The sequence below is a fragment of the Paenibacillus sp. N119s genome (assembly GCF_059447605.1).
In genome coordinates this window covers 1-4,922 of record NZ_JCAJRU010000308.1, presented here as the reverse complement: position 1 = coordinate 4,922, position 4,922 = coordinate 1, and the positions used below count along the sequence as shown (strand labels likewise).

Annotated in this window: 4 protein-coding genes; 1 reads left to right on the top strand and 3 read right to left on the bottom strand. The window is 44.9% G+C overall.

The features are described from left to right. A partial coding sequence (glgB, locus tag AC5V8P_RS23390) for a 1,4-alpha-glucan branching protein GlgB (RefSeq protein WP_495473914.1) occupies window positions 1–1,464 on the bottom strand: 1,464 nt, incomplete at its 3' end. Window positions 1,465–1,700: 236 nt separating this feature from the next. Between glgB and AC5V8P_RS23385 the strand changes: the two genes are divergently transcribed. Next, complete coding sequence (locus tag AC5V8P_RS23385) at window positions 1,701–2,927, top strand: glucose-1-phosphate adenylyltransferase (RefSeq protein WP_064796526.1); 1,227 nt, start codon at window positions 1,701–1,703, stop codon at window positions 2,925–2,927. Window positions 2,928–3,007: 80 nt separating this feature from the next. Here the strand turns inward: AC5V8P_RS23385 and AC5V8P_RS23380 are convergent, their stop codons facing one another. After that, on the bottom strand, window positions 3,008–4,435 hold the full coding sequence (locus AC5V8P_RS23380) for a sensor histidine kinase (RefSeq protein ID WP_063210633.1): 1,428 nt from the start codon (window positions 4,433–4,435) through the stop codon (window positions 3,008–3,010). Beyond that, window positions 4,432–4,922, bottom strand: a 491-nt coding sequence (locus tag AC5V8P_RS23375) for a response regulator transcription factor (RefSeq protein WP_495473913.1), incomplete at its 5' end; no start/stop codon positions are given. The genes AC5V8P_RS23380 and AC5V8P_RS23375, both read right to left, overlap by 4 nt.

The following is a 4,922-nucleotide window of genomic DNA, read 5'->3' as shown; positions in this document are numbered from 1 at the left end:
TTCATCCTTCCATTCAATAAATTGGCCAAACTCCCCTCCCATAAATAAGAGTTTTTTACCTGGTGAGGTCATTTGGTAGCCAAGAAGCGCCCGTAGTCCAGCAAATTTTTGCTCATAAGTGCCGGGCATTTTATCAAGCAGTGACTTTTTACCATGAACAACCTCATCATGCGACAATGGCAGTGTAAAATTCTCGCTGTACGCATAGGCTATGGGAAATGTCAGCAAATTATGGCGCTCGGGTCGTTGATGAAACTCTGTTTCCATATAATCGAGTGTATCGTTCATCCAACCCATATTCCATTTGTAATTAAAACCCAGCCCTCCATCGCTTACTGAGGAGGTCACCATCGGCCAAGCGCTCGACTCCTCTGCCATCATGAGTGCATATGGATAATAGCGAAATACCGTCTCATTCAGCTGTTGAAGGAAGGCAATAGCCTCTTCATTTTCAATCCCTCCCTTGGAGTTGAGACAATATTGTCCTTCCTGCTTTTCAAAATCCAGCCGCAACATACTCGTCACTGCATCCACACGCAGACCGTCAATGTGGTACACATCCATCCAGAACAATGCATTGGAGATCAGAAAAGAACGTACTTCTGGCTTGCTGTAATCGAATGTTAGGGTTCCCCAACCCGGCTTTTCCGCAAGGAGCGGGTCTGCATATTCGAACAGCGGTGAGCCGTCAAATCGTCTCAAGCCATGAGCATCCTTGGCAAAATGAGCCGGAACCCAGTCCATAATCACTCCAATTCCCGCCTGATGACAACGATCTACCAAATACATAAAATCATGCGGTTCACCGTAACGGCTTGTGAGTGCAAAATACCCGGTGAGCTGGTAGCCCCATGACAGGTCATACGGATGCTCACTCAGCGGCATCAACTCAATATGTGTATACCCCATATCAGTCACATAAGGCACGAGAAGCTCAGCCATCTCCCTGTATGTATAAAACGTACCGTCTGCTTTTTGCTTCCAAGTGCCTAAATGAAGCTCGTATATATGTAGAGGCTTACCATAAGGTGCTCTACGTTTGCGGCGCCAAGCCGAATCGTTCCATACATAACCATCCAGTGAAGCTACCACTGAAGCCGTTGCCGGTCTCACTTCAGCACGTACAGCGTAAGGATCTGCCTTTAGAAATCGTTCACCATTTGGGCCTGTAATGTCGTATTTGTAAAATGTTCCTTGGGATATCCCCGGAAAAAAACGACTCCAAAAACCGGATTTGGGAACCCTATATAAGGAATCTTGTTCCCCATTCCAGTTGTTGCGATCTGTAGCAAGCCCGACATGGAGAGCATGAGGAGCCCAGACCGTAAAACGAACGCCCTGTTCTCCGTTCTCCACAGTAAGGTGGGAACCCAAAGATCGGTAGCTATGATAAAGCGTTCCTTCATGAAACAAATAAATATCTTCCGATGATATCGTCTGTTGCGGAAGAGTTTGGTCTGTCATCACGTCACCACCCCTTTATGTTTGTAAGTAAAAATGTATGAATCGGTAATGCATTCGCTTTTGGGTCAAAGCTGACCTGAGTTATTACCCCATTCTAGCCACAATGAACAGAAAAATGACTAGGAAAAAAATAAACCTTAGTTTTTGGGGAATCTTATATACCTGATGGTTTCAAGAGTACCCCATACCGTTTATGTATGTACTACAACAGACAACTAAACCGGGAGGGAAACGAAATGTTTAATAAAGAATGCATTGCCATGCTGCTGGCAGGCGGAGAGGGACGCCGTCTTGCTCCCCTTACTTCAACGATTGCAAAACCCGCCGTACCTTTTGGCGGTCATTACCGAATCATCGATTTTCCTCTCAGTAATTGCGTAAATTCAAACATTGATACTGTAGGTGTACTGACGCAATATGAGGCGGAATCCTTGCACGAACATATTGGGGATGGAACTCCGTGGGGTCTTACAAAAACGGATGACAAAGGAATCACCCTGCTTCCTTCTTATAATACAGGTAACGCTGAATACTTAGGAACGGCAGATGCTATTCATAAGAATATCGAATATATTGACAGCCAAAATCCAGAGCATGTGCTTATTTTATCCGGTGACCATATTTACTATATGAATTATCGCGAGATGCTGAACTATCATAAAGAAAAGGGGGCTGCAGCAACCATTTCTGTTATGGAGGTTCCTTGGGATGAAGCACACCGTTTTGGTGTTATGAGCGCCGATGAGGATCTGCGCGTCACCGAATTTGCTGAGAAACCGGAAAAACCGGAAAGCAATTTGGCCTCTATGGGGATTTACCTTTTCAAATGGGATTACTTAAGAAATTACCTGTTGGAAGACGCACAGGACCCTCAATCCAGTCATGATTTTGGCAAAGATATTATACCTAAAATGCTGGCGGATCAAGAATCTTTATACGTTTATGAATTCCAGGGCTACTGGAAGGACGTAGGTACAGTTAAAAGCCTATGGGACTCCCACATGGACTTACTGAAGGAAAATTGCGCAATTGACCTTCAGCGTCAAGATTGGCCGATGTATACACGTGAACGCCGCACAAGGCTGAGCGCGCAAAAGGTGCCTGGTCGTAAAATGCAAACATTGGGTAGCCTCCTGCATGATTCCTGCCAAGTCGAAGGTCAAATTGAGCGCTCCGTCGTGTTTAGTGGCGTCGAAGTGGGAAAAGGCTCAACCATCAAGGAAAGTATCGTTATGCCTGACACACGTATTGGGCGCAATGTGCATATCGAGCACGCAATCATCGGTGAAGGTGCTGTGATTCGTGATGGCGCAGTGATTAAAGGTAATCCGAGCGAAATTGTGGTAATCGGACCCAATGAGACAGTATTTGGGAAAATGGCAGTACGGCCGCAAACTACTCGTTTGCTAAAAGAAGTCTACGAGCGTAACACGCGCTTACGTGCGGAAGGCTTTACTTCATAACTCTTCCCTAAAGTTCAAACAGCCAGCCCTCTGTTTAGTGAGGACTGGCTGTTTTTATATTTGCTATCTTACATTTGGCTTTAAATCTGCCCTTCCGGAAGCTGTGGTGGTTCTACAGATGACTCTGCTTGCAAAGCTGGCAATGAAACTGTAATGGTAGTCCCAGCGCCCAGTTCACTTCTGATAAGCATCTGACCATGGTGTCGCTCAACAAACTGTTGCGAGATAGCCAGACCCAGACCAGTTCCCCCATTTTGGTGGTCTACTTGGAAAAAGCGATCTCTGACTCTGGCAAGGTTTTCTTCACTAATTCCAATCCCTGTATCCTGCACCGATACCTCGATATTGCCCTTGATCCGTTGAAGAGACAGATATATAATCGAGCTCTCATGCGAAAATTTGATGGCATTATCCACAATGTTCAAAAATACCTGTTTTAGACGGTTACCGTCTCCATGAACGAGATAAGCCGCTTCCTCGGAATCCAGCTGGAGCTTAATTTGCTTCATTTCTGCCTTGGCCCATACGTTCAGCATAATTTCCTGTAAAAGTTCTCGAAGATCAACTGTTCCCATTACAAGCTTCATGGCATTTTGCTCCAGTTTGGAAAAATCGAGAATTTCCTCTACCAAGCCAATTAGGCGATCCGTTTCCTTGGAAATAATCTGCATTCCGATTTTTGTCTCTTCCGGGTCATACCCGCCAGAATTCAATGTTTCACTCCAGCCCTTAATGGAAGTAAGCGGCGTACGCAGCTCATGTGAAATGGAAGAAATGAAATCATCCTTGATCTGATTGGTTCTGACAATCTCCTGGGCCATGTAGTTTAACGTCGATGCCAGTTCTCCCAGCTCATAACGATAGTCGCCTTTGATACGTGCATCAAATCGCCCCTGGGCCATCTGAGCAGATACGTCGCGAATATTGTTAATCGGTCTGACAATAGAGTTGGCAAGCCCTGTACTCACTACAAATACAATGATCAGTACAGCTGCCATGACTCCCACTGAAAATAGTGTAATAATGAACAACTTGTCATTTACTAATTCCAGCGAAGTCGTATACCGGATAATATACACCTGATCTCCGACGATATTGTCCAGCTTTTGAGATACCGCCATCACCTGCTGCCCAGTACTGGGTTGCTTTCCGATCCATTTACCTGTATCTCCAGCTAAGGCTTGTGTCACATCACTTGTTTGCACATTTAGATCTGAAGCAAAATTTGTCGAGTTATCAATTACATTCCCCTGTTCATCAAGCACTTGTAGTTCGGTTTTGGGCAGAGAAAAATCTAACAAATACGATTGTAATGATTGCTCGGACTCCTTGAATTTGGATGCAAATTCACTTACCGTTTGAATGCGGTTTTCGATCTTTTTATAAATGGTGTCATAATAATATGACCGGAGTGCAAACATAAATATGACTTCTACTAACAGAAGCGCCAGGAACACTACAAAAAAATAGTGAAGCACAATCTGTCGGCCAATCCCCCTTTTGATCATTGAGACTGACCCTTCCATTTATATCCATGTCCCCACACAGTTTGTAAAAAAGCCGGCTCGGAAGGATTGTTTTCAATTTTCTGCCGCAGACGTCGGATATTCACATCTACAATTTTCGGATCGCCCATATATTCCTTGCCCCATACGTGGTCAAGTAGAACATCACGGCTGAGCGGTGTATTTTCTTTTTCCAGAAAAAACTGAATCAGAGAAAACTCTGTCGGTGTCAGCTCGATCAGCTGCCCGTTTTTCTTAAATTGCTTAGCTATCAAATCCAGCGTGAACGGACCGGACTGAAAGGACACCTTAGCTGCTGTTTCACGATGTACGTTCACACGGCGCAATAGCGATTGAATACGGGCAATCAGCTCTGTCGGGCTGAAAGGCTTGCTCACATGATCGTCAGCTCCTACAGACAAGGCATACACCTTATCCTGTTCCTGTACCTTGGCTGTCAGAAAGATGATGCCAATACGCTCATTCGTCT